Source organism: Minwuia sp., assembly GCF_048007105.1.
Taxonomy (GTDB): domain Bacteria; phylum Pseudomonadota; class Alphaproteobacteria; order Minwuiales; family Minwuiaceae; genus Minwuia.
The window spans coordinates 1,173,594-1,195,198 of the sequence record NZ_CP180352.1 but is presented as its reverse complement, the minus strand read 5'-3'; the positions used below and the strand labels follow the sequence as shown (position 1 = coordinate 1,195,198).

The following is a 21,605-nucleotide window of genomic DNA, read 5'->3' as shown; positions in this document are numbered from 1 at the left end:
TCTATTCCTGCCTGACGACCGCGGTGATCGGCGCCAACCGGAAGCCCCGCTTCAGCATTTCCGGGATCCAGACCCTGAGCCGTTCGATGGTGACCGGATAGGCCTGGGCGAAGCCGATGGCCGAGCCCTGGGCCAGCGACAGCTGCTCCAGCTGGGCCAGACGGCTGTCGATGGAGTCGCGGGCGGCCTGCTGGTCGATCAGCCGGTCGCTGGTGGCCGCCGGCACGCCCATCTCGGAGGCCAGCTTGCCGGCCACCGAGACCGGCGTGACCTTCGGGTCGATATAGACCAGCCCGCGGTCGGCAAGCACGTCAAGGATCGGCCGCATGTCCCGCGGCGAGACGGTCATGCGCGAGCCCATGAAGCTGGTCACGCCGACATAGCCGGTCGCCCGCGACAGCACCCAGCCCAGCCGGTCGAGATTGATCTCGGGGCTGTTGGTGGTCATCAGCGCCTTGTCGCCGGGATCCATCAGTTCGGTGTTGCGCGGCTCCATCGGCACTTCCAGCAGCACCTCGTGCCCGGCCGCCCGGGCCGCCGGCACCCACTCGTCGAGGCGCTTGGAATAGGGCGAGAAGGCCAGCGTGATCTCGCCCGGCAGATCCTGAATGGCCGACAGCGTCGGCGTCTCGGCGAGCCCCAGTTCGGAGATGACGATGGCGATCAGCCGGTCGCCGGTATTGCGGGTGAACGGATGACCGTAGACCCGCCAGGCCATGCGCCCGTCGGGCCCGCGTTTCGGCAGCGGCCCGTACCGGCCGCGGTCGGTCAGCTCGGGATCCGGCGCCGGCGCCAGCGGCTTGCGGTCCTGGCTGTCCGCGACGACGGGCAGATCCTTGAGCGGCGTTCGGCCGTTTCCGGAGCCGGCGAGGTTCGGCGTCGATGGGCGGTCGGGTCTGGGCGCCGGCTGCGCCGCCGGTCTCGGGGCGTCGGCCTTCGGCATCTCCCGCATGGCTTCGGCGGGGTCCGTCGACCGTTCGGCGGCGTCGGCGTGCGGCGGCTCGTTGCGGTGCTGCGGATCCGGCGCAGCCTCGCCGGTCGAGGCTGCATGTCCGTCGCCTTCGGGCTTGCCGGCGACCTCATCCGCCTCGCGCTCGGCAGGGGCGTGGCCGGTGCTGCCGTGATCCGCCGTGGTTTTGTCGGCTGGCTTTTCCTCGGCCGCAGCGGGTTCCGGTTCGCTCGGCGCTTCGGCGACAGGCGGCGGGCCCGCGCCTTCGGGCGCCATCTCGCCGGCCCACCAGAGCCAGCCGATGACTCCGGCGTAGAGCAGCGCGAGCAAGGGCGCCACGATCAGGAGCGCTGTCTGCGCCGCCGGTCTGCGGCCCCGATCCGCCATGCGCTGCCGCCTAGTTCTGCGTCGACCGGGCCAGATAGATGGCCTTCACGGTATCGAGCGCGCGTTGCAGCTGATAGTCCTTCTGCTCCGGCACGCCGACCGGACTGTCCTGAGCCGACTGGTCGTCGCCGGCCGCCCCGTCATCACCATTGGTGTCGTTCTCAAGACGGTTGCGGAGGTCGGCTTCGGAGCGGCGGTTTGCCGGATCGATGACTTCCAGCTTCGCCTGCGGCACCTCGATGTCCGGCTCGATGCCGGTGGCCTGGATGGAGGTGCCCGACGGTGTGTAGTAGCGCGACGTGGTCAGCTTGAGCCGGTTGCCGCCCTGCAACTGGATGATCGACTGCACGGAACCCTTGCCGAAGCTCTTGGTGCCCATGAGGATCGCGCGCTTGTGGTCCTTGAGCGCGCCCGCGACGATTTCCGAGGCGCTGGCCGAACCGCCATTGATCAGCACGACGATGGGCATGCCATCGGCGATGTCGCCGGGCCTTGCGGTGTAGCGCTCGATATCGTCGGAGCTGCGGCCGCGTGTGGAGACAATCTCTCCGCGGTTGAGGAAGGCATCGGAGACGTTGATCGCCTGGTCCAGCAGGCCGCCCGGATTGTTGCGCAGGTCCAGCACGACGCCCTGCATGCTGTCGCCCAGTTCCGACTTCAGATCGTCCATCGCCGCGCGCAGGTTGGTGGTGGTCTGCTCGTTGAAGCTGGTGATGCGGATATAGGCGACCTTGCCCTCGACGCGCGACCGGACCGAACGGACCCGGATCACGGCGCGGGTGATGGTGACGTCGAAGGGTTCGGCCTCGCCGCCACGGATCACGGTGAGCTGGATATCGGTTCCGACGGCGCCGCGCATGCGCTTGACCGCCTCGGTGAGGGTCAGGCCCAGCACCGGTTCACCGTCGATGTGGCTGATCAGATCGCCCGGCTGCATGCCGGCTTCCGAGGCGGGCGTGTCGTCGATGGGAGTCACCACCTTGACGAAGCCGTTCTCCATCGTGACCTCAATGCCCAGGCCGCCGAACTCGCCGCGGATATCGACTTCCATCTCCTTCACCCGCTCGGGGCTGAGGAAATTGGAGTGCGGATCGAGAGACTGCAGCATCCCGTTGATGCCGGCCTCGATCAGCTTCTTGTCGTCGACATCCTCGACATAGTTGGAGCGGATCTTGGCCAGGGCATCGCCGAAGAGCTCCAGCAGCCGGTAGACGTCGCGGTCGTCCTGCGCCCGCGCGGGCGCACAGGCGGCGAGGCTGCCGGCGCCGATCATCACGGCGGCAACGAACACGGTCAGGGTGCTTCTGTAGATCATTATCCGCTTGTCTTTCCTTGCCTTGGGGCCAGCCAGGGCCCTGGGTCGATCGGTAAGCCCGCGCGCCGGAGCTCGAGATAGATTTCGGGCCGGCCATCCGCCGCGGCTTCCGGCATGCGTCCGACCGGCTCGCCGGCCAGCAGCCACTGGCCAGCGACAACGTCGATGCCAGAAAGTCCGGCAACAAGCAAATGATAGCCGTCGCCGAAATCCAGTATCAACAAGCGACCATAAGACCGGAAGACGCCCGCGAAACGCACGATCGCGTCATGCGGCGCCGTGACCAGCGCACCGGGCCGGGTGCTGAAGATCATGCCGTTGGCGTTGCCGGCATCGGCGCTCTCGCCGAAGGCCTTTTTCATGTTGCCGGAGACCGGCAGCGGCAGCCGCCCCTTCAGCGAACCGAATTCAGTCGGGGGCGCGGCCACGGCGGGCGCGGCCACGGGTTCCAGGCGCTCCAGTTCCCGCAACAGCGCCGTCAGCGTGTCGACCTTCTTCGCCAGTTCCTTCACCCGCGCGTTGGCGGCTCGGGCGGCATCCTCCGTCTTCTCGGCAAGCGCCCGTTTCCGCGCCAGCAGTCCGTTCAGGGTTTCCCGGTCCTGCTGCATCGCCGCCAGCGCCTGCGCCGCCTTGTCGCGGAGTTCGGCCAGTTCGCGGCGCTTGCGTTCCAGTTCGTCGAGTTGCGCGCGCAGCGCCGTCATCCGCGCCTCGAGGCCGGGCCGCAGCCCCGCCAACGCCGAAGCGGCCAGCCGTGCGTTGCGGATCTCCCCTGGCCGGGCGATGGCGGCCAGCGGCGGCACGCGGGCGACGCCGGCCAGAGCCGACAGCGAACGGGCGATCTCGGCGCGCCGGTCGGTCAGCGAGTCCTGCAGGATGCCGACATCGGCGACCAGCCCGGCCTCCTCGGCGTCGAGCCGGTCCAGTTCCGTCTCGCCGGCCCGAACCCGTTCGGCCACGGCGGCCATATCGCGCGAGACCGTGCGGGTCTGCTCGCGAAGGGCTGCGGCTTCGGACGCCAGCTTCTCGGCACGGGCTTCGGCTTCGGACTTGAGCGCCCGGGTTTCGTCGAGGTCGCCCGACTGGGCAAGGGCCGGCATCCCGCCTGCCATCGCGGTGAGCAGGGCGCAGAGCGCCGCCAGCGTGATCGGTCGTGCCGTCCGGCTACGCAATCGCGCGCGCGCCGCCGGCGGCGGCCGCAGTCAGCAGCGATCCGCCGGTCATCGCTTCGGGCTTCGGCAGCCCCATGAGTTCCAGCACCGTGGGCGCGATGTCGGCCAGGCGCCCGGGCCTCAGCACACGGCCCGCCGCGCCGCCGACCAGCACCAGCGGGACCGGATTGGTGGTGTGCGCGGTATGCGGTTGCCCGGTGTCGGGGTCCGTCATCATTTCCAGATTGCCGTGGTCCGCGGTGATCAGCATCGACCCGCCGGCGGTCTCAACGGCCTCCGAGAGACGGCCGAGGCAGGCATCGATGGTCTCGACAGCCTTCACCGCCGCCGCCAGGACGCCCGTATGACCCACCATGTCGGGATTGGCGAAGTTGACCACGATCAGGTCGGTGCGCCCGGCGCGGATGGTCTCCACCAGCCGGTCGGTGACCTCGGCCGCGGACATGTCCGGCTTCAGATCGTAGGTGGCGACGTCGGGCGACGGAATCAGGATGCGGTTCTCGCCCTCGAACTGGGTCTCCTGCCCGCCATTCAGGAAGAAGGTGACGTGGGCGTATTTCTCGGTTTCTGCGATACGGAGCTGCGTCCGCCCCGCCTTCGCGACGACATCGCCCAGCGTGTCTTCCAGTTCCTCCGACGGGAACAGCGTCTCCAGGAAGGCGTTCAGCGCGTCGGAATATTCGGACATGCCCACCGCCTTCGCGAATTCGGGCCGGCGCGCGCGGTCGAAGCCGTCGAAATGCGGATCCAGCAGCGAGGTCAGGATTTCGCGCGCCCGGTCGGCGCGGAAGTTGGCCATCAGAAGTCCGTCGCCGTCCCGCATGCCGTCATATCCGGCGATCCGGCGCGGCTTGACAAACTCGTCGGTCTCGTCGGCGGCATAGGCATCGGCCAGCGCCGCGCCGGCGGAGCCGAAATCCGCAACGCCGGCATCGACCCAGGCGTCATAGGCCAGCTTCACGCGGTCCCAGCGCTTGTCGCGGTCCATGGCCCAGTAGCGGCCGCAGATGGTGGCGATACGCGCGCCCCCGGGCAGGGCCGCCTCGAAAGCCTCGATGAAGCCGCCGGCTGATTCCGGCGGCGTGTCGCGGCCGTCCAGAATGGCATGCACCAGCACCTCGACGCCCTGCGCCGTCAGCACCCGCGCCAGCGCGGCCATGTGGTCCTGATGGGCATGTACGCCGCCTGGCGACAGCAGCCCCAGCAGGTGAACGCGTCGGGTCGCTTCGGCCAGCGCGGTCAACGGCGCCAGCGCGGCAAGCTCGCCGGATTCGATGGCGGCATCGATACGCGGCAGGTCCTGCATCACCACCCGGCCGGCGCCGATATTCATGTGGCCGACCTCGGAATTGCCCATCTGGCCGTCCGGCAGCCCGACGGCAAGTCCGGACGTCTCGACCAGCGTCGAGGGACAGGTCGTGCTCAGCCGGTTCCAGTTCGGCGCGTCGGCCTGGCGGATTGCATTCGCCTCCGCCTCGATACGGTGGCCCCACCCGTCCAGAATGCAAAGGACGACGGGCTTGCTGGTCGTGTTCTCGGTCATGGGCTGGATATAGCGGAACCGTGGTTAAAGTTTTAGCCCCTTCAGCGGCTTCGTCAGAATTGTTGCGCCAATGGGCCGGATCTGCCGATCAGGCCGGACTCCCGCCAGCATCGCCCCGGCCATCAGTCCCGGTGATAGGGATGACCGCTCAGAATTGCCGAGGCACGGTAGAGCTGTTCCGCCAGCAGGGCGCGGACCAGCAGGTGCGGCCAGGTCAGCCGGCCGAAGCTGACGATCCGGTCGGCCCGGGCGCGTGTTTCCGCCTCCAGGCCGTCAGCGCCGCCGATCAGGAAGGCGACGTTGCGGCGGCCCTGGTCGGCGAAATCCTGCAGCAGGGCGGCAAAGGCGCGGGAATCGATCTCGCGGCCGCTCTCGTCCAGCGCAATCACCGCATCTGACCCGGTGAGCCGCTCGCGCAGCAGCGCGTTCTCGCGCGCATTGCGCTCGGCGTCGGAACCGCCGCGGCGGTCTTCCAGCTCGACGAGGTCGCAGGGCCAGTTCAGCCGGCGCACATAATGCTCGTAGAGATCCCGTTCCGGCCCGCGCCCGAAGCGGCCGATGCTCAGGATGCTGGCGCGGATCAAGTCAGGCGAGCGCCGCGCCCGGCTCCGCTGCCGCCAGATCCGTCGACCACATCTTCTCCAGCCGATAGAAGTCGCGGACTTCGGGGCGGAACAGATGCACGATGACATCGCCCGCATCGACCAGCACCCAGTCGCAGGCATTGGCGCCTTCGACGCGGGGCCGTCCGAACCCGGCATCCTTCAGTTTCTCGACCAGATGGTCGGCAATGGCGGAGACATGTCGCGCCGAGCGCCCGGAAGCGATCAGCATGTGATCGGCGATGTTGGTCTTGCCGGCGAGGTCGATCTGGACGATCTCCTCGGCCTTGTCATCGTCCAGCGACGTGGAAATCAGGTCGAGAAGCTGCTTCACGACCCGGTCGGCCCTGTCCTGACTGACTATCTCAGTCCTCCATTGCTGGCGCGGTTTCGGGCGGCCAGGGCGCTGCGCCACACGACCTGACCTTGGTGGCCGACAACGGGTGGCGCTTCATCCTGAAGAACCCCCAGGCCGGCGGCGTGGCCGAAGCCAGCGCTCGCCCGTCAGCCTGTTGCCAGAAGAAACGACGGTACCGATTCGCCGCTCGTTGCCCAAGCACCGTGTAAGAATAGGGATCGCGGTCGAACACGGCAACGGGGACCGTTTCCATGATCTTTTCCCACCTGTTCCAGCGCGGCAGCTGCTTCAGATTGTCCGCGCCCATCAGCCAGACGAAGCTATGCTGGCTGTATCGCGTCGTCAGTTTCTCCAGCGTGTCCGCGGTAAACCGCGTGCCGATCCGACGCTCGATATCGCTGACCCGGATGCGCGGATGCCGCGCGACCTGTTCGGCCCGCCGCATTCGCTGCGCGAAGCTGGCCATGCCGGCCGACGCCTTCAGCGGGTTCTGCGGCGAGACGAGCCACCAGACCTGATCGAGCTGCAACAGCTTCAGCGCGAAGATCGACAGATGACGATGGCCGTCATGGGCGGGATTGAAGGAACCGCCCAGAAGGCCGATGCGGAGGCCGTGCTTGTCCATTCAGGGGCGGGTCTGACCTTCACCCCGGACGACATACTTGAAGCTGCAGAGCTGCTCGACGCCGACGGGACCGCGGGCGTGCATCTTGCCGGTGGCAATTCCGATCTCCGCGCCCATGCCGAACTCGCCGCCGTCAGCGAACTGGGTCGAGGCGTTGTGCATGACGATGGCCGAATTGACCTCGTTCAGGAACCGCACCGCCGCCGCATCGTCATCGGTGACGATGGCGTCGGTATGCTCGGAGCCGTGCTGGCGGATATGGCGGACGGCGGCATCGACGCCCCCCACCATCGCGGCGCTGATGACCGGCGCCAGATACTCGGTGTCGAAATCCTCCGCGCTGGCCGGCACCACCCGGTCATCCAGGGTCTGCACGCCGGAGTCGCCGCGCACTTCGCACCCCGCCTCCAGCAGCGCCTTCACCACGCCTTCGGCCGAAGCCCTGTTCAGGCCCGTGTCCAGCAGCAGCGTTTCCGCCGCGCCGCAGATCGAGGTGCGGCGCATCTTGGCGTTGACCACGACATCGCGCGCCATGGCCGGATCGGCGGCGGCATGGACGAAGACATGGCAGCGTCCCTCAAGATGGGCGAAGACCGGCATGCGGGCCTCGCTCTGCACCCGGCCGACAAGCGACTTGCCGCCGCGCGGGACGATAACGTCGATATACTCCGCCGCCGCAAGCATGGCACCGACCGCAGCCCGGTCGGTGGTCGGCACAAGCTGGATCGCCGCTTCCGGCAGACCCGCGGCCTTGAGGCCTGCGACCATTGCCGCGTGCAGCGCCGTGTTGGAATGGAAGGCCTCCCGGCCGCCGCGCAGGATCACGGCATTGCCCGCCTTCAGGCACAGGCCACCGGCATCGGCTGTCACGTTGGGTCGGCTTTCATAGATGACCCCGACCACGCCGAGCGGTGTCCGGACGCGGCTGATCTTCAGCCCGTTGGGCCGGTCCCATTCGGCAATCACGCTGCCAACCGGATCGTCCAGCGCCGCGATATCCTCCAGCCCCTTCGCGACCGATTCCAGACGGGTCGCGTCCAGCTTCGCGCGGTCGATCATGGGCGCGGCGAGGCCGGCGTTCTCCGCCGTCTCGATATCGACGGCATTGGCTTCCAGAATCGCATCAGCGCTGTCGCGGATCGCCTCCGCGCCCGCGGTCAGGGCCCGGTTCTTGTCGGCGGTGGCCGCTGTCGCCAGCACGGCCGCAGCCTGCTGGGCGGCCTTGCCCATCTTCGCGATCATCCGGCGCAGATCGTCGGACTGTCCGAAATCGGCTTCGACAACGCTCATGTCCTGACTTCCTCCTCGACCTGTTCCAGCACCATGTCGTCGCGGTGGATCATCTCGTCGCGGCCACGGTAGCCCAGCAATTCGCCGATTTCATCGCTCTTGTGGCCGGCGATCCGGCGCGCATTGGACGCGGAATAGGCCGACAGGCCCCGCGCCAGGACGCGGCCGGCCAGATCCCGCACCCAGACGGCGTCGCCCCGGTCGAACTCGCCCTCCACGGCCCGCACGCCCGCCGGGAGCAGGCTGCGGCCGCGCGACAGCGCCCGGGCGGCGCCGTCATCGATCGTCAGGCTGCCGCTCGGCTTCAGCGAACTCGCGATCCACTGCTTGCGCGCCGTGCGCGGCGAACTCCAGGGCAGAGAACCAGGTGCAGCGGGCGCCGCCGGCAATGCGGCTGAGCGGCCAGTCGACCCGGCCGTCGGCGATCACCATGTTGCAGCCCGCGCCGACGGCGATCTGCGCCGCCTTCAGCTTGGTTTCCATGCCGCCGACGCCGACGCCGCTGCGGCTCGCGCCAGCCATGGCCAGCACCTCGTCGTCGATCTCGGCGACCTCGGGCAGGAATTCTGCGGTCGCGTTCTGGGCCGGGTCCTCGGTGTAGAGACCGTCGATATCCGACAGCAGCACCAGACAGTCCGCCGAGATCATCTGCGCCACACGCGCCGCCAGCCGGTCATTGTCGCCATAGCGGATCTCGGCAGTCGCGACGGTATCGTTCTCGTTGATCACGGGCACCGCGCCGAGATGGAACAGCGTCTCCAGGGTCGAGCGGGCATTGAGATACTGACGCCGGTTCTCGGTCGCGCCGAAGGTCACCAGGATCTGGCCGCAGATCAGCCCGTGCGCCGCCAGTTCCTCCTGCCAGGCATGAGCGAGCGCAATCTGCCCGACCGCCGCCGCAGCCTGCTTCTGCTCCAGCCGTTCGCGGCGGGGCAGACCGAGCCGCCGGCGGCCCAGCGCGATGGAGCCCGAGCAGACGATGGCGACGTCCTGCCCGCGCTTGCGCGCATCGGCGACATCGGTGGCCAGCGCCTTCATCCAGTCGCGCTTCAGGGCGCCGGTGCCGTGATCCACCAGCAGGGCCGACCCGATCTTGATGACGATGCGCCGCGCGCCTGTGAGACGCTCCGCGCCCTTCAGGGCCGCCACGGTCCTGACTCCTCCGCCTCTTCGGCTTTCTCCTCGGCGACCATGGGCCGGATCACGCGGGCCGCCGCACGCAGCAGTTCGCGGACGCCGTCGCCGGAGACGCCGGAGATCAGATGCACCTCCGCGCCGCTTTCCTTGGCCAGCGCGTCGCGCCGTTCCGAAGCATCGTCATCGTCGATGGCGTCCGACTTGTTGAGGACGACCAGTTCGGGCTTGTCCGGCAGTCCGGCGCCATAGGCCTCCAGTTCGCCACGCACGGTGCGATAGGCCGCCGCAGGATCCTCCTCCGTGCCGTCGACCAGATGGATCAGCACCCGGCAGCGCTCGACATGGCCGAGAAACCGCGTGCCCAGGCCCACGCCCTCGCTCGCACCCTCGATCAGGCCGGGGATATCCGCGATGACGAAGCGGCTCTCGTCGACTTCGGCAATGCCGAGGTTCGGGTGCAGCGTGGTGAAGGGATAGTCGGCGATCTTCGGATTCGCACGGCTGACAGCCGAGAGAAAGGTCGACTTGCCGGCATTGGGGAGCCCAACCAGTCCGGCGTCGGCAATCAGCTTCAGCCGCAGCGTCACCCGCATCTCCTCGCCGGGATAGCCGGTGTCGGCGCGGCGCGGGGCGCGGTTGGTCGAGGTCTTGTAGTGGGCATTGCCGAAGCCGCCGTCGCCGCCCTTCAGCAGCACCACCCGGTCACCCGGCGCGGAGAGATCGGCGATCAGTTCCTCGCCTTCCTCATCCAGGATCTGGGTGCCGACCGGCACCTTGAAGACGACATCCTTGCCGTTCGCGCCCGTGCGGTTGCTGCCCTCGCCCGGCCGGCCATTGCCCGCGCGGATATGCTGGCGAAACCGGTAGTCGATCAGGGTGTTGAGGCCGAGTGTCGCCTCGGCGATCACATCCCCGCCGCGGCCGCCGTCGCCGCCGTTCGGTCCGCCGAATTCGATGAACTTTTCGCGCCGGAACGACAGGCAGCCCGAGCCGCCATTGCCGCTCTGCAGGTAGATGCGCGTCTGGTCGAGGAACTTCATCGACGAAGCTCCTGCGTCATGTCGGTTGTCTCAGGTACCGGCGCCTTGCCGGAAAAGGCGGGCGCCGTATCGGCCCGCCCTGTCATCCTGGCGGACCCTTACTCGGCCGCCGCCGGCTGCACCACGTTGATGGTGCGCTTCAGACCGCCATTGGCGAACTGAACCTCGCCTTCGATCTTGGCAAAGATCGTGTGGTCCTTGCCCATGCCGACGCCGACGCCCGGGTGCCACTTGGTGCCACGCTGGCGCAGGATGATGTTGCCGGGGATGACATGCTCGCCGCCATACTTCTTGACGCCGAGACGGCGGCCTTCGGAGTCGCGTCCGTTACGGGATGAACCGCCTGCCTTCTTGTGAGCCATATCGATTGACCTCCGTTGCCGCGCGTTACGCGGAGATGGCGCCGATGCGGACGACCGTCAGGTTCTGGCGGTGGCCCAGCTTGCGGCGGTAGCCCTGGCGGCGCTTCTTCTTGAAGATGATGATCTTCTCGCCGCGGGTGTGATCCAGGATCTCGGCCTCGACCTTCGCGCCGTCCACCAGCGGGGTGCCGACCTTCATGTCAGCGCCGTCGCCGACCGCCAGGACCTCGTCGAAGGCCACGGTCGAGCCGGGCTCGCCCTGCAGGGTTTCGATCTGCAGCACGTCGCCTTCGGCCACCCGATACTGCTTTCCGCCGGTCTTGATTACTGCGTGCATCGTTCTGCTTCGTCCGGTTTCCGGGCCGCGGCGCCGAAGATCGGGCCGGGCGGCACATAAAATACGGTCCGCCGGGCTGTCCACCCGCCGGGAGAGAGCGGCTTTTAGACCCGGCCCACGGGGCTGTCAACACCCGAGGGGCCCAGAAGTTCCGCTTCGATCAGCGCCTTTTCGGCCGCCGGCGGCGGGACCGACTTTCCGCCCACCGCGTGGACCAGAACCGTGCGCCCCTTCGCCACGCACCGCTCGCCCTCGAAGACGCCGGAGATGACCGTATAGCTGGTGTTGCCGACGCGGACGACGCGGGTGCCGACATCCAGCTCGGACGGGAAGGTGAGCTCGCCCAGAAAGTCGATTTCCACCCGCGCGACCACCCACGGATTGGCGATATTCGCTTCCGGCATCATCTGCGTGATCAGCCGGACCCGCCCGGCCTCGATGAACTGGCCGTAGACGGTGTTGTTGACGTGGCCGTTGGCGTCGGTGTCGCAGAAGCGCGTCATCGCCTTCACCCAGCGCCAGTAGCTGGCGCGGTCGGTCGGGTCGGGTTCGTTCATGCGGGCAGGCCCTCGTCGCCGTCTGTCGGAAGCATGCCGGTCTAGACCTGTTGCCCGGCTCAGTCGAGGCGGAACCCGATGGCGCGGACGTGGTCGCCGAAATCGTCGCGTTCCGGCACGGCGTACTGGCGCGCCTTGTCCTCGGACCAGCCATAGGTCTCCGCCACGCCGAAGCGGGCGGGATCGCGCTGCGCCCTGTAGGGCATGATTTCATCCCGGCGGCGGTCATAGGCGTCGATGCCGTCTTCCTGGGCCGCATCATCGTAGCGGTTGCGGTGCACGGTCAGATCGAGGGACAGCCGCGGTGTAATCATCGGCTCGCGCACAGGACGGCCCAGGGCCAGTCCGGCGACGGGGAAGACATGAGGCGGCAGGTCCAGCAGGCGCGACAATTCGGCCGCATGATTGCGGATGGCGCTGATCGGGCAGGCCCCCAGACCGGCGGCCTCTGCCGCCAGCACCAGCGCCGACAGGGCGATGCCGGCATCGACCGCCGCGTTGAAGAAGGCGTCCAGATGATCGTTGGCGAACGGATGGCCGCGCATGGCGTGGATCTGGCGCTGCCTGCGGTTGTTACCGAGCACGACAAGCAGATGCGGTGCGCCCGCGATCCATGGCTGCCCGGGGGTCAGAAGACCGTCGAGCGAGGCGCGAAGCGCCGGCTCGTCGATGAAGACGATATCCCGCTGCTGCAGGTCGCTCTTGGACGGCGAGGCCAGCGCCAGCGCGCAGATGGTCTCGATCAGGCCGGCATCCACCGGCGCAGCCTCGAACCGGCGGCAGCTCCCGCGCCCGGCAAGTCCGCGCCACAGGTCCGGAATGTCCGTCCGATCGCCGCCCGCCGGCGCGGTGCCGAAGCGGCGTTCCAGTTGCTCCCTGAAATCCTGATCCATCCCGGCCTCCCCGCCGCATCCGTGATTCAGCGGCAGCATAGACTGCTGCGGACCGGCGGCGGCAAGCGCGGCGGCACGTGAGACCGTCAAAGCCCGCCCGAAACGCCACATGGGACATCCCGCGCCATTCTCCCGCGCCTCCGATGGCCGGATAATGACGGCATGGCACAGGGGATCCGGACACAACGATCGCTGCCGCGGCTGCGGCGGCACCTGTTTTCGGCGATCCGGCAGCGTCTCTGGCTGCAGGTGCTTGTCGGCATGTTCCTCGGCGTCGGTTTCGGCACGCTGGTCGGACCGGCGTCGGGCATCGTCGCAGCGGACTATTCGGCCCTGATCGGCAACTGGGTGGCGCTGCCGGGGCGGCTGTTCCTGCTGGCGATCCAGTTCGTCGTCGTGCCGCTGGTCGTCGCCTCGGTGATCCGCGGCATCGCCGGCGGCAGCGCGGGGTCCGATCTCGGACGGATCGGCGGCCGCGCCGTCGCCTTCTTCCTGGCGACCACCATGCTGGCCGTCGCCATAGGCGTGGCCTCGGCGCTGCTGATCCAGCCCGGCAGCTTCGTCGACCCCGGCGCGGTCGCCAGCGTGATGGACACCGCCGCCCCAGCGCCGGCCACCCCGAAGGCGCCGGGCGCCGCCGAGATCCCCGACCTGATCGTAAGCATCTTCCCGACCGACCCGCTGGCGACCTTCGTCAGCGGCAACATGCTGCAGATCGTCATCGCCGCCGCGGTCTTCGGCCTCGCCCTGGTGATGACGCCGGCCGACCAGCGCCGCGCGCTGCTCGACCTCATGGCCTCGGTGCAGGCGGCCTGCATGGTGATCGTCGGCTGGGTGCTGCGCTTCGCACCGCTGGCCGTCTTCGGCCTGCTCGCCAACATCACCGCCCGCGTCGGCCTGTCGGCGCTGCTGGGCGTCGGCATGTATGTCGTCAGCGTGCTGGCCGGGCTGCTGGTGCTGGTGGCCGCCTATCTGCTGATCGTGCAGTTCCGGACGAGGGTCGGCGCGGCGAACTTCCTCCGCCAGACCCGGGAAGTCGCCCTGCTCGCCTTCTCCACCTCCAGCTCCGCCGCGGTGATGCCGCTGACCCTGAACACGGTCGAGAGCAAGCTGGGCGTCTCCAGCGCCGTGGCGCGGTTCGTCGTGCCGCTGGGCACCACGATCAACATGGCCGGCACCGCGCTCTACCAGGGCGTGGCGACGCTGTTCCTGGCCCAGGTCTTCGGGGTCGAGCTGGGCCTGGGCGCGATCCTGCTGATCGTCATCATGGCGACCGGCGCGGCCGTGGGTTCGCCCGGCACCCCCGGCGTCGGCATCGTCATCCTCGCCACCATCCTGGCCAGCGTCGGTATCCCGCCGGCCGGCGTCGCCATCATCCTCGGCGTCGACCGGCTGCTGGACATGTGCCGCACGGCGGTGAACGTCAGCGGCGACATGGTCGCGTGCCTCTATGTCGACCGCGCGCTGCACCACCACGGTCCGGCCGCCGCCCCGGCACAGCAGGAGTCAGCGGCGGACGGCGCACCGCCCACCTGACGGAAACCGCAGGGGCGGAAACGCATTGCGGCGCAGCGAACCATCGGCTATTCATCGCGCCCGCTTGCCCGAAAGGCGGCCACATTGCCTGTGATCAGGCCCGCGGAGAGGTGCCGGAGTGGTCGAACGGGGCGGTCTCGAAAACCGTTGTACTGGCAACAGTACCGAGGGTTCGAATCCCTCCCTCTCCGCCATATAACTATCTAATTTCAAGAAACCTTTTCCGTCGCGAATTGCGGCGGCATATTTTGTGATCTTGACGCGACTCGGCGGTTTTTCAAATGGATCGCAGACATCAACGAGAGATCGAGGCACTCCCCCGCCGCCGCTAATGGGTTACATTATACATTAATGTCAGGTGTCGGGACGGCGTTGGAATGGGTGAAGGACGGGAACGGCTGCTGGACGCGGCGGAACGGCTGTTCGTCGACCACGGGGTCGAGACGGTGTCGCAACAGGCCATCCTGACGGCAGCAGGACAGCGCAACCAGTCGGCCATACAGTACCATTTTGGCGGCATTGCGGGGCTACGTGCAGCAGTTTTCGAACGCGGCCTGATGGCAATCAACGCCCGCCGCGTCGAAATCCTGGAACTGGCCGAGGCGGTCGGCCGGGCGCCAACCATCCACGATGTCGTCGATGCAATGGTCCTGCCCCTTGCCGAATACGTCGAGCGAGGCGAAGGCGGTCGAAGATATCTGAGACATCTCGCCGGCGCGATGCGGGACCCGGGTGTAAGAGCGAGCGACGTCATTGCCGCCCACAACGACGGTCTGCAGCGCGCGCAGAAGCTGCTGAGAAGTCTCCTGCCTCATTTGCCGCCAGCGGTAATCAGCATTCGAACTCTATGCCGCGACCTGGACGATCGTCGGCAGCCTCAGCGAGTGGGACCGCGAGGGCCGGCACCCGGCGCGGACGCGAACCTTCGTCGCCGACCTCCGCAACATGGTGGTGGCGATGTTCACCGCTCCGGCGCCCGAGCCGGAACCGGAGGCATAGCTCTCTTGCCGAAGTCGAGGTCGGTGACCTGTCAGGCCGCGGCGCGCTCTATCTGTCTGTCGAGCCCGCGCTGGAAGTCGTCCATCGTGAGCGTCCGGTAGGCCGACCCGTCGGGGTCGAGCAATTCGAAGACCTTGCCGTCGATGGCGCTCATCATCAGCAGGATGACCGCGCCGTCCGGTCCGCCGCCCTCAACGTGCGATTCGTTTCCGCGGTTCGAACCGAAACCGCCCGCGTGTCGCACGACCTTCGCCGGTCCGTGGTCCGGCGTCGGGTCGTAGAGGCTATGAACGCCTTCAATGACGAGCGTCTTGGTCGGCCCGACATGGCGGTGCGGCACGCATTCGGCATGCGGGTCGAACTTCATCAGGACGTCGACCACCTGGTCCTCATGATCGACGCTCAGGATGTAGTAGTGCAGCCCGTCGAAGCCTTGGAACGACGCCCAGTCGATGCGACGGTCGTCGAAGCTGTAGCTGTAGTCGGTCACGGTTGTTTATCCTCCGTCAAATGCTGGATTTTCACTGCATCCGCAACGCTGCGTCGGCCAACGCCTGATCGTCGGCGTCCTGGTCGTCCCCGAGGTCGAAGGCGATCTCGCGGATGGTGCCGGCAAATACGAAAGGTGCTGTGAAGTCGCCGACTTCGGGTGGCGAGACGCGGCCGACTTCCAGTCCGCGGAATGACATCAGGCCGCGGTACATCGCCGGGATTTCCACCTCGCCGCAAGGCGCGCCGTCGATCTCGAGCCTGCCGATGCCGCGGAACGAGCCGGTTCGTTGCATGGCGAAGCGCACGGTGACTGCGCCCTCGGGCAGCGGACGGTCCGAGCGGACGACATGGTGCCGGCCGACGAAATTGTAGTCATGCACCAGGTGCCCGTCCTTCACGTAGAAGGCGTAGCCGCCGCACCAGTCACCCATCGCGACCAGGATGCCGTCGGCGCCCCCGGACGGGATCTCGAGCGTGGCCGTGATCGAATAGGAACGGTTGCGCAGGTCCGGCGAGGCCATCGGCGGCACGCGCGTACCACCTGGGCGGTAGACCTGTCGCCGGCGCTTCGAGACCCCGTGCGGCGAGGCGACGGCCCAGCGGTTCGGCTTGCCGATCAGCGGCAGCACGTTGTAGCGGCCGGCCTCCACCCACCAGCGGTCGATCATGGCACGCAAGCGCTCCGGTTCCGCTTCGGCGAGGTCGTGGACCTCGTTGAAGTCCTCTTCGACGTGATAGAGTTCCCAGACATCCTCGTCGAAGTCCGTGTTCGGGGCATGCCAGGTCACGGCCTTCCAGCCGTCGAGCCAGATGCCGCGATGGCCCAGCATCTCGAAATACTGGGCCTGCTTCGTGGTCGGGCTCTCCGGTTCCGCGAAGCTGTAAGCGAAGCTGGTCCCCTCCAGCGGTTTCTGGACGATGCCGCCGATGCTCTCGGGCATCTCGAAGCCGGTGACGTCGAGCACCGTAGGCGCTACGTCGCTGACATGGTGGAACTGTCGGCGGATCCCGCCCTGGTCCGCGATGCGACGTGGCCACCGCACGATCAGCGGATCGCGGACGCCGCCGCCGTGGGTGTTCTGCTTGTAGCGGCGAAGCGGCGTGTTGCCCGCCATGGCCCACCCTTGAGGATAGTTGTTGTTGAGGTGGGCTTCGCCGATCTGGTCGATGTAGGGCAGGTTCTCGGCCACGGTCTCGCGCACGCCGTTGATCGTCCGGAGCGCATTGATCGTGCCGTTTCGGGCGCCCTCCTGGCTGGCGCCATTGTCGGAGATCAGGACGACTAGGGTGTTGTCGGCGCGGCCGAGTTCGTCGAGCGCCGCCAGCAACCGGCCGATGTGGACGTCGGTGTGTTCAAGCATGCCGGCATATGCCGCCTGCAGGCGGACGAAGAAGCGCTTCTCGTCCTTGTCGAGGTCGTCCCAGGCCTTCACGCCGGGATTGCGGGCCGGCATGACCGTACCCTCAGGCACGACACCCAGCGCCTTCTGGCGGACGAGACGGTCTTCCCGTGTTCGGTCCCAGCCCTTCTCGAAGACCGGTATGTACTTGTCGATGAACGATTTCGGCGCGTGGTGCGGGGCGTGCGCCGCGCCGAAGCACATGTAGAGGAAGAAGGGCTTCTCTTCGGCGACGGCGACCTGCGCCCGAATCAGCTCGATCGAGCGGTCGACGATGTCCTCGGTGACGTGGTAGTTGGGCCTGTTCGGGACCTCCAGGTGGACGTTGTCGCGCGTGAGATCGGGGTGATACTGGTTCGTCTCGGCCTCGAGAAATCCGTAATAGCTGTCGAAGCCGCGCTGCAGCGGCCATTGCTCGAACGGACCGGCGGCAGAGGTCTCGCTGGGCGGCGTCAGGTGCCACTTGCCGGTCGCATAGGTCCCGTATCCCTGCGCGCGGAGCACCTCGGCGAGCGTGCCGGCGCTCTTCGCGACACGGCCCCGGTGCCCGGGGTAGCCCATGTCCCAGTCCGCGATGCCGCCCATCCCGACCGAGTGATGGTTACGGCCGGTAAGCAGGCAGGCCCGCGTCGGCGAGCAGAGCGCCGTGGTATGGAAGTTGGTGTACCGCAGGCCGCCCGCCGACAGCGCATCCATGTTCGGCGTCTCGATCTCCGAGCCGTAACAGCCGAGATCGCTGAAGCCGACATCGTCGAGCACGATGAAGACGATGTCGGGGCTGCCTTCGGGCGCCTTGCCGGGTTTGGGCCACCAGGGCCGCGACTCCGTATCGTAGCGGCCGACGACGCCGCCGAACTCCTGATCGGTCATGGTTTTCTCCCTGGCTGGCCGGGTGGGTCGCCTGCCGGCGCGTCTTCTTCCTCGGGGTCAAAGTCGCGCGCGCAGCGGAAGCCGGTGTGGCAGGCGCTCGAAGTCGGTTCGTTGCCGGTGCGCGCCGAGGTGCGGTAGCGCATGCAGTAGGACGAATGGCAAAGAAATGAGCCGCCCTTGAGCACGCGTCGCGTCCCGTGGTCCGGGCCGCGCGGATCGATCAGCGGACCATCCGGATGGCGCAGCGCGAACCAGTCGGCGCACCATTCCCAGACATTGCCGGTCATGTTGTGGAGACCGTAGCCATTGGCCGGGAAGGCATCGACCGGCGCGGTGCCGGCATAGCCGTCGGCGGCCGTGTCCTCGACCGGGAAGTCGCCCTGCCAGACGTTCATCCGGTGCTCGCCATCGGGTTCGAGTTCGTCGCCCCAGGGAAATGGCTGCCCGATCAGGCCGCCGCGGGCCGCGAACTCCCATTCCGCCTCCGTCGCCAGCCGCTTGCCGGCCCAGGCCGCGTAGGCGCGGGCGTCGTCCCAGGAGACATGGACCACCGAGTGCTCCTCACGGCCGTCGAGCGTGGACCGCGGTCCTTCGGGGTGACGCCAGTCGGCACCCTCGACGAGCCGCCACCACGGCGCGTCGGCAACCGCCTGCGTGACGAGTGACAGATCCTGCAGCAGTCCGGCGAAGACGAAGGAACTGCCCTCGCGCTCGGCAGTCGTCCGATAGCCGGTCGCCTCGGCAAAATCGAGAAAGTCGAGATTGCTGACAGCGCAGCGGTCAAGCCAGAACGGCCGCAGCATGACCTCCCGTTCGGGCACTTCGCCATCGCTGGCGTATCCCTGGTCGGGGGTCGTCCCCATCAGTCCACGCCCACCGGGGATCAGCAGCATCCTCGAATTCAAATGGCATCCATCGGCGACCGCGCCGACAGCAGCGGATCGGGCGGCTCCGGCGGGCGCACTTCCCTGCAATCGACTCGACGACCGGATCGGCTCGCAACATTGATGACCGATGGCCATCACTTCTCCCCAATAAGATTTAATGGAATCCATTATTCCATCAAATCCGGCCGACAGGAAGAGGAATTCGAGTGTTCATAGAGTTTGGCGGCATCGTGCAATTGGGCGCGCCGGTCGACCGGGATTGTTGGCCGGCAGGTCTGAGCCGCACTACGAAAGCTCTCCGCCAATTTGCTCATCCTGCAGTTTGAGTTGCGGTCCGCAGGACAAATCGCCCGGCCGAACGCCCCATGAATTCATTTGACATGCGGGCGGGCAGGCTATGATTGCGGCGGTCTTCGTCGGATGTCCCGTGGAGGCCAGCCCCACCCCTGTCCGATGGAGAACTATCAGGGATGCGCAAGGTCGTTCTGCTCGCCGCTTCTGCGGCACTTTCCGTCTTCGCCGCCGGTTCCGGCGCGGCTATCGGCGCCGAGGAAAAGGTCCTCAACGTCTACAACTGGAGCGACTACATCGCCGAGGACACGCTTGCCCGTTTCACCGAGGAAACCGGGATCAAGGTGAACTACGACGTCTACGACTCGAACGAGATCGTGGAAGCCAAGCTGAGCGCCGGCAAGTCCGGCTACGACGTCGTCTTCCCCTCCGCCATGCCCTTCCTCGCCCGCCAGGTGAAGGCCGGCATCTACCAGAAGCTGGACAAGGCGAAGCTGAAGAACCTGGGCGGGCTGGAACAGGGCGTGCTCAACAGCCTGGAGAAGGCCGACCCCGGCCTGGAGCATGCGGTGCCCTACATGGTGGCCGGCACGGGCATCGGCTTCAACGTCGAGAAGATCCGCCAACTGGCGCCTGACGCCCCGGTGGACAGCTGGGCGCTGATCTTCGACCCCGAGTGGTCGTCGAAGCTGAAGGACTGCGGCGTCACGCTGCTGGACGATGCCAGCGAGGTGTTTCCGGCGGCCCTCGCCTATCTCGGCAAGGATCCCAATTCCGACAGCCCCGAGGATCTGAAGGCGGCCGCCGCGGTCATCGACGCCATCCGCGGCAACCTGAAATACGTCCACTCCTCGACCTACATCAACGACCTGGCCAACGGCGAAATCTGCGTCGCCCACGGCTATGGCGGCGACCTGATCCAGGCCCGCGACCGCGCGACGGAAGCCAACAACGGCGTCTGGGTCCAGGTCTTCCTGCCGAAGGAAGGCGCCCAGGTGGTCATCGACGTGATGGCGATCCCGGCCGACGCGCCGCATCCGGAAAACGCGCATGCCTTCATCGACTTCATGATGCGCCCGGACGTGGTCGGGCCGATCACCGAGGCGGTCGGATACGCCAACGCGGTCAAGGGGGCGGACGCCTTCGTTTCCGAGGAGCGGAAGGCCGACCCGGTGATCTATCCGCCGCAGGAAACCCGCGACCGGTTCTTCTCGGTCTCGCCCAAGTCGCCGTCCTACGACCGGCTGCGGACCCGCGAATGGACCCGGATCAAGACCGGCCAGTAAAGCCGGTCCATCCCCGGACACCCGATTGATCGGCGGGCGGAAGCACTGCACACTCGGCTTCCGCCCGTCGTCCTTCGCTGCTGAGGGATAGCGCTCCATGACCGAGCCCCGACCCCGCCCCGCCAGACAGCAGGACCCGTCAGAGCCCTGGACCGATCCGGACGCCCTTCCGCTGATCCGCATCGAGGGCGTCACCAAGACCTTCGACGGCGAGGTCGCGGTCAACGATGTCAGCCTCGACATCTACCGGGGCGAACTCTTTTCCCTGCTCGGGTCGTCCGGCTGCGGCAAGACCACGCTGCTGCGCATGCTGGCCGGCTTCGAGACACCGAGCGCCGGGCGGATCGTCATCGACGGCGCCGACATGACGGCCGTGCCGCCCTACGAGCGGCCGGTGAACATGGTGTTCCAGTCCTACGCGCTCTTCCCCCACATGTCGGTGGCCCAGAATGTCGGCTTCGGTCTCCGCCAGGACGGCGTGGCCCGGAAGGAGGTGGCCGAGCGGGTGGAGGAGATGCTCGGCCTCGTCGAACTCGGCCCCTACGCCCGGCGCAAGCCGCACCAGCTCTCCGGCGGTCAGCGTCAGCGGGTCGCCCTGGCGCGGGCCCTGATCAAGCATCCCAAGGTGCTGCTGCTGGACGAGCCGCTCGCCGCACTCGACAAGCGGCTCCGGGAGAAGACCCAGTTCGAGCTGGTCAACCTACAGGAGAAGATGGGCATCACCTTCGTCATGGTCACCCATGACCAGGAAGAAGCGATGACCATGTCCGGGCGCATCGGCGTGATGAATGCCGGCGGCCTGCTTCAGGTAGGCACGCCTTCCGAGATCTACGAATACCCGGCGACCCGGTTCGTCGCCGACTTCATCGGCACGGCGAACCTGTTCGACGGCGTTCTCGGCAGCGAGGACGAGGCCGGGGCGCCCATGCACTGTCCCGAGCTCGGCATCGACATGCGGGTCTCCCGGCGCGGCGCGGCCGCGGAAGGCGCGCCGGTGACCGTCATGGTGAGGCCGGAGAAGATGCACATCACGCTGGACGAGAATACCGCGCTGCAGCCCAACCGCCTGCCCGGCATCGTCCAGGACATCGGCTATCTGGGGGACATGTCCGTCTACCATGTGCGGCTGGAGTCGGGCCGCGTTGTGCAGACATCGCAGCTGAACTCCCAGCACACGGCCGAACGCCGCATCACCTGGGAGGACCGGGTCGTGCTCTCCTGGCATCCGGACAACGCCGTGGTGCTGGCGCGTTGACAGGCGGGGGGAGGCTCCGCGGCTG

21 protein-coding genes, 1 tRNA gene and 2 pseudogenes are annotated in these 21,605 nt (G+C 67.5%); 6 read left to right on the top strand and 18 right to left on the bottom strand.

The genetic code is table 11. From position 1 onward, the window contains the following. Position 1: 1 nt before the first annotated feature. The 14 genes and pseudogenes from ACMVY4_RS05650 to ACMVY4_RS05585 all read right to left on the bottom strand — a co-directional run bounded on the left by ACMVY4_RS05650 (position 2) and on the right by ACMVY4_RS05585 (position 12,564). Positions 2-1,336, bottom strand: a complete 1,335-nt coding sequence (locus ACMVY4_RS05650; RefSeq protein WP_416899203.1) for a divergent polysaccharide deacetylase family protein — start codon at positions 1,334-1,336, stop codon at positions 2-4. 10 nt (positions 1,337-1,346) lie between these two features. Beyond that, entirely contained in the window at positions 1,347-2,651 is a 1,305-nt protein-coding gene (locus ACMVY4_RS05645) for a S41 family peptidase (protein WP_416899202.1), read from the bottom strand. Beyond that, positions 2,651-3,820 (bottom strand): murein hydrolase activator EnvC family protein, encoded by a 1,170-nt coding sequence (locus ACMVY4_RS05640; RefSeq protein WP_416899201.1) that lies wholly within the window; start codon positions 3,818-3,820, stop codon positions 2,651-2,653. The genes ACMVY4_RS05645 and ACMVY4_RS05640 overlap by 1 nt, the downstream gene beginning before the upstream one ends. Further along, positions 3,813-5,363, bottom strand: coding sequence for a 2,3-bisphosphoglycerate-independent phosphoglycerate mutase (gene gpmI / locus ACMVY4_RS05635; RefSeq protein ID WP_416899200.1), 1,551 nt, complete (start codon positions 5,361-5,363; stop codon positions 3,813-3,815). The genes ACMVY4_RS05640 and gpmI overlap by 8 nt, the downstream gene beginning before the upstream one ends. Before the next feature lie 122 nt (positions 5,364-5,485). Next, positions 5,486-5,947: a 23S rRNA (pseudouridine(1915)-N(3))-methyltransferase RlmH gene (gene rlmH / locus ACMVY4_RS05630; RefSeq protein WP_416899199.1), complete on the bottom strand. Its 462-nt coding sequence runs from the start codon at positions 5,945-5,947 to the stop codon at positions 5,486-5,488. 1 nt (position 5,948) lies between these two features. Next, positions 5,949-6,299, bottom strand: coding sequence for a ribosome silencing factor (rsfS, locus tag ACMVY4_RS05625; RefSeq protein ID WP_416899198.1), 351 nt, complete (start codon positions 6,297-6,299; stop codon positions 5,949-5,951). A gap of 31 nt (positions 6,300-6,330) precedes the next feature. Then, a complete protein-coding gene (locus ACMVY4_RS05620) occupies positions 6,331-6,948 on the bottom strand; it encodes a nicotinate-nucleotide adenylyltransferase (RefSeq protein ID WP_416899197.1) in 618 nt (205 codons plus the stop codon). Beyond that, positions 6,949-8,238: a glutamate-5-semialdehyde dehydrogenase gene (locus ACMVY4_RS05615; protein ID WP_416899196.1), complete on the bottom strand. Its 1,290-nt coding sequence runs from the start codon at positions 8,236-8,238 to the stop codon at positions 6,949-6,951. It lies immediately after the preceding gene. Further along, positions 8,235-9,387: pseudogene (gene proB, locus ACMVY4_RS05610) on the bottom strand (glutamate 5-kinase). The gene ACMVY4_RS05615 and the pseudogene proB overlap by 4 nt, the downstream one beginning before the upstream one ends. Continuing rightward, positions 9,375-10,415 (bottom strand): GTPase ObgE, encoded by a 1,041-nt coding sequence (obgE, locus tag ACMVY4_RS05605; protein ID WP_416899195.1) that lies wholly within the window; start codon positions 10,413-10,415, stop codon positions 9,375-9,377. The pseudogene proB and the gene obgE overlap by 13 nt, the downstream one beginning before the upstream one ends. Positions 10,416-10,513: 98 nt before the next feature. Next, positions 10,514-10,777, bottom strand: a complete 264-nt coding sequence (rpmA, locus tag ACMVY4_RS05600) for a 50S ribosomal protein L27 (protein ID WP_416899194.1) — start codon at positions 10,775-10,777, stop codon at positions 10,514-10,516. A 25-nt stretch (positions 10,778-10,802) separates the two neighbouring features. Further along, a complete protein-coding gene (gene rplU, locus ACMVY4_RS05595; protein WP_416899193.1) occupies positions 10,803-11,114 on the bottom strand; it encodes a 50S ribosomal protein L21 in 312 nt (103 codons plus the stop codon). 104 nt (positions 11,115-11,218) lie between these two features. Further along, positions 11,219-11,671 carry an acyl-CoA thioesterase gene (locus ACMVY4_RS05590; RefSeq protein ID WP_416899192.1) on the bottom strand — a complete coding sequence of 151 codons (453 nt, stop codon included), beginning with the start codon at positions 11,669-11,671 and terminating at the stop codon, positions 11,219-11,221. A 59-nt stretch (positions 11,672-11,730) separates the two neighbouring features. After that, complete coding sequence (locus tag ACMVY4_RS05585; RefSeq protein ID WP_416899191.1) at positions 11,731-12,564, bottom strand: nitroreductase family protein; 834 nt, start codon at positions 12,562-12,564, stop codon at positions 11,731-11,733. Between the two features lie 162 nt (positions 12,565-12,726). On the opposite strand from ACMVY4_RS05585, the gene ACMVY4_RS05580 reads away from it, so the two are divergent. From ACMVY4_RS05580 to ACMVY4_RS05570, 3 genes and pseudogenes are all read left to right on the top strand, one after another. Further along, positions 12,727-14,100: a dicarboxylate/amino acid:cation symporter gene (locus ACMVY4_RS05580; protein WP_416899190.1), complete on the top strand. Its 1,374-nt coding sequence runs from the start codon at positions 12,727-12,729 to the stop codon at positions 14,098-14,100. Between the two features lie 104 nt (positions 14,101-14,204). Next, a tRNA-Ser gene (locus ACMVY4_RS05575) sits at positions 14,205-14,294 on the top strand. Positions 14,295-14,477: 183 nt separating this feature from the next. Further along, positions 14,478-14,582, top strand: a pseudogene (locus ACMVY4_RS05570) (TetR family transcriptional regulator); the annotation flags it as partial. Between the two features lie 45 nt (positions 14,583-14,627). Here ACMVY4_RS05570 and ACMVY4_RS05565 read toward each other — a convergent pair. Further along, positions 14,628-14,915 carry a hypothetical protein gene (locus tag ACMVY4_RS05565; protein ID WP_416900392.1) on the bottom strand — a complete coding sequence of 96 codons (288 nt, stop codon included), beginning with the start codon at positions 14,913-14,915 and terminating at the stop codon, positions 14,628-14,630. On the opposite strand from ACMVY4_RS05565, the gene ACMVY4_RS05560 reads away from it, so the two are divergent. Beyond that, the gene (locus tag ACMVY4_RS05560) at positions 14,799-15,200 is read left to right on the top strand and encodes a hypothetical protein (RefSeq protein ID WP_416900262.1); all 402 of its coding nucleotides are present in this window, start codon (positions 14,799-14,801) and stop codon (positions 15,198-15,200) included. The two genes, ACMVY4_RS05565 and ACMVY4_RS05560, sit on opposite strands and share 117 nt — an antisense overlap. On the opposite strand, the gene ACMVY4_RS05555 is transcribed toward ACMVY4_RS05560, so the two are convergent. The 3 genes from ACMVY4_RS05555 to ACMVY4_RS05545 are packed head-to-tail and all read right to left on the bottom strand — an operon-like array spanning position 15,131 to position 18,883. Beyond that, complete coding sequence (locus ACMVY4_RS05555; protein WP_416899189.1) at positions 15,131-15,589, bottom strand: cupin domain-containing protein; 459 nt, start codon at positions 15,587-15,589, stop codon at positions 15,131-15,133. The two genes, ACMVY4_RS05560 and ACMVY4_RS05555, sit on opposite strands and share 70 nt — an antisense overlap. A 31-nt stretch (positions 15,590-15,620) precedes the next feature. Beyond that, the gene (locus ACMVY4_RS05550; protein ID WP_416899188.1) at positions 15,621-17,861 is read right to left on the bottom strand and encodes an arylsulfatase; all 2,241 of its coding nucleotides are present in this window, start codon (positions 17,859-17,861) and stop codon (positions 15,621-15,623) included. Next, positions 17,858-18,883 carry a formylglycine-generating enzyme family protein gene (locus ACMVY4_RS05545; RefSeq protein ID WP_416899187.1) on the bottom strand — a complete coding sequence of 342 codons (1,026 nt, stop codon included), beginning with the start codon at positions 18,881-18,883 and terminating at the stop codon, positions 17,858-17,860. The genes ACMVY4_RS05550 and ACMVY4_RS05545 overlap by 4 nt, the downstream gene beginning before the upstream one ends. A gap of 335 nt (positions 18,884-19,218) precedes the next feature. On the opposite strand from ACMVY4_RS05545, the gene ACMVY4_RS05540 reads away from it, so the two are divergent. Together ACMVY4_RS05540 and ACMVY4_RS05535 are read left to right on the top strand one after the other, a co-directional pair. Further along, positions 19,219-20,325 (top strand): polyamine ABC transporter substrate-binding protein, encoded by a 1,107-nt coding sequence (locus tag ACMVY4_RS05540; RefSeq protein WP_416899186.1) that lies wholly within the window; start codon positions 19,219-19,221, stop codon positions 20,323-20,325. 97 nt (positions 20,326-20,422) lie between these two features. After that, a complete protein-coding gene (locus ACMVY4_RS05535) occupies positions 20,423-21,580 on the top strand; it encodes an ABC transporter ATP-binding protein (RefSeq protein ID WP_416899185.1) in 1,158 nt (385 codons plus the stop codon). Positions 21,581-21,605 lie beyond the last annotated feature (25 nt).

Excerpts from the sequence above, each read along its gene's own strand:
- ACMVY4_RS05650 (WP_416899203.1), bottom strand. The coding sequence starts at position 1,336 with ATGGCGGATCGGGGCCGCAGACCGGCGGCGCAGACAGCGCTCCTGATC.
- ACMVY4_RS05645 (WP_416899202.1), bottom strand. The coding sequence starts at position 2,651 with ATGATCTACAGAAGCACCCTGACCGTGTTCGTTGCCGCCGTGATGATC.
- gpmI (WP_416899200.1), bottom strand. The coding sequence starts at position 5,363 with ATGACCGAGAACACGACCAGCAAGCCCGTCGTCCTTTGCATTCTGGAC.
- ACMVY4_RS05620 (WP_416899197.1), bottom strand. The coding sequence starts at position 6,948 with ATGGACAAGCACGGCCTCCGCATCGGCCTTCTGGGCGGTTCCTTCAAT.
- ACMVY4_RS05615 (WP_416899196.1), bottom strand. The coding sequence starts at position 8,238 with ATGAGCGTTGTCGAAGCCGATTTCGGACAGTCCGACGATCTGCGCCGG.
- obgE (WP_416899195.1), bottom strand. The coding sequence starts at position 10,415 with ATGAAGTTCCTCGACCAGACGCGCATCTACCTGCAGAGCGGCAATGGC.
- rpmA (WP_416899194.1), bottom strand. The coding sequence starts at position 10,777 with ATGGCTCACAAGAAGGCAGGCGGTTCATCCCGTAACGGACGCGACTCC.
- rplU (WP_416899193.1), bottom strand. The coding sequence starts at position 11,114 with ATGCACGCAGTAATCAAGACCGGCGGAAAGCAGTATCGGGTGGCCGAA.
- ACMVY4_RS05590 (WP_416899192.1), bottom strand. The coding sequence starts at position 11,671 with ATGAACGAACCCGACCCGACCGACCGCGCCAGCTACTGGCGCTGGGTG.
- ACMVY4_RS05585 (WP_416899191.1), bottom strand. The coding sequence starts at position 12,564 with ATGGATCAGGATTTCAGGGAGCAACTGGAACGCCGCTTCGGCACCGCG.
- ACMVY4_RS05580 (WP_416899190.1), top strand. The coding sequence starts at position 12,727 with ATGGCACAGGGGATCCGGACACAACGATCGCTGCCGCGGCTGCGGCGG.
- ACMVY4_RS05565 (WP_416900392.1), bottom strand. The coding sequence starts at position 14,915 with ATGAGGCAGGAGACTTCTCAGCAGCTTCTGCGCGCGCTGCAGACCGTC.
- ACMVY4_RS05550 (WP_416899188.1), bottom strand. The coding sequence starts at position 17,861 with ATGACCGATCAGGAGTTCGGCGGCGTCGTCGGCCGCTACGATACGGAG.
- ACMVY4_RS05545 (WP_416899187.1), bottom strand. The coding sequence starts at position 18,883 with ATGGCCATCGGTCATCAATGTTGCGAGCCGATCCGGTCGTCGAGTCGA.
- ACMVY4_RS05540 (WP_416899186.1), top strand. The coding sequence starts at position 19,219 with ATGCGCAAGGTCGTTCTGCTCGCCGCTTCTGCGGCACTTTCCGTCTTC.
- ACMVY4_RS05535 (WP_416899185.1), top strand. The coding sequence starts at position 20,423 with ATGACCGAGCCCCGACCCCGCCCCGCCAGACAGCAGGACCCGTCAGAG.